This is a genomic window from Pseudomonadota bacterium, from assembly GCA_010028905.1.
In the GTDB taxonomy this organism is placed as follows: Bacteria; Vulcanimicrobiota; Xenobia; order RGZZ01; family RGZZ01; genus RGZZ01.
Window position 1 is genome coordinate 1 of sequence record RGZZ01000880.1, and the last position, 1188, is coordinate 1188.

At 66.7% G+C, this 1188-nt stretch carries 1 protein-coding gene; it reads right to left on the reverse strand.

Annotated elements, in window-relative coordinates:
• Positions 1-1188, reverse strand: a 1188-nt coding sequence (locus EB084_26080) for an acid phosphatase (protein ID NDD31734.1), incomplete at both ends; no start/stop codon positions are given.

Sequence of the window (1188 nt, forward strand, 5' to 3'; positions counted from 1 at the left end):
AGAAGCCGCCGTTCTCGTCGTAGGTGATGACGATGAGGGTGCTCGGCCCATCGGCACTCTGCTGGATGCGGTTCACGAGGTCGACGGCCCGCTGCTCGGATTCGGCCGGGATCGAGCCGCCCGGGTGCTCGTTGTGCGGCTCGTCGAACTTGACGAAGCTCACCGAGCGCAGCGGTCGTCCCGCGTCGAGGTCTTCGGTCAGTCGATTCAGGTCGCGCAGGTGCTGCTGGCCTGGCGCCGACTTCGGATCATAGCGCTTGAAGAAGGCGAACGGCTGGTGGTGAACCTGAAAGCCTGTCGGGTTCTGGCCGGCCAGCTGGGCGTCCCAGTCTTCGGAGTACCAGGCCCAGCTGATCCCGGCGTCGTCGAGCCGGGTGCCGATGGTGTCGTACAGCTGCGGCGTCACGAGACGGCTCTGCCGCACGCCCCGCTGCGGAAGCTGCACCGACGCACTGGTGTTCACCACGTAGCCATCGGGGGTCACCGAGGCGCCGAAGTTGTCGATCAGCAGCCCGTTGCCATCGAGAACGGCCACGTTCGCCGCATCGGTGGGCGGGTCGGTGGAAAGCGGTTGAAACACCGGCGTGCGCGCCGCGATGAGCCATTGATGGTTGAGAAACGAGCCGCCGAACGCCGAGTGGAAGAAGGCGTCGCACAAGGTGTATCTAGCGGCCAGTCGTCCCAGCGGCAGCGTGCGGCCGTCGTAGGTTCCGAACACGACGCCATCGGCCAGCGGTTTTCTCGGGACGCTTGTCGTCACCGACCCGTACGTGACGAAGCGGTCCATCTTGCCCCCGTTGATCTCGGCTTGCTCCTGGTAGAACTGGTGCGTGACATCGAGGTCGGATTCGCTGTCGACGGGTGCGACGATGCTCAGATCGAAGGGCGCGACGGGCATTCCGGCGGGGATGCCGGAGTTGCCCGAGGGCAGGGTTGCGTAGGGCACCCCCGCGAGGTCGACCTGCTTGAATGTCGTGGCGTTCGCCAGGCCGTTGGCGCCCGGAAACGACCCGTACAGGCTGTCGAAGCTGCGGTTCTCCATGTAGATGACCACGATGTGGTCGACCTTGCCCGCATAGCGCGAGGGCGCTGGCGCCGAGGGGAGGACCGGACTTCCTCCCTGGGCCGTGGCGCCACCACCTCCGCCGCAGCCGTTCAGCGCGAGGGTGAGCGCGGCGAGCGCGAGCA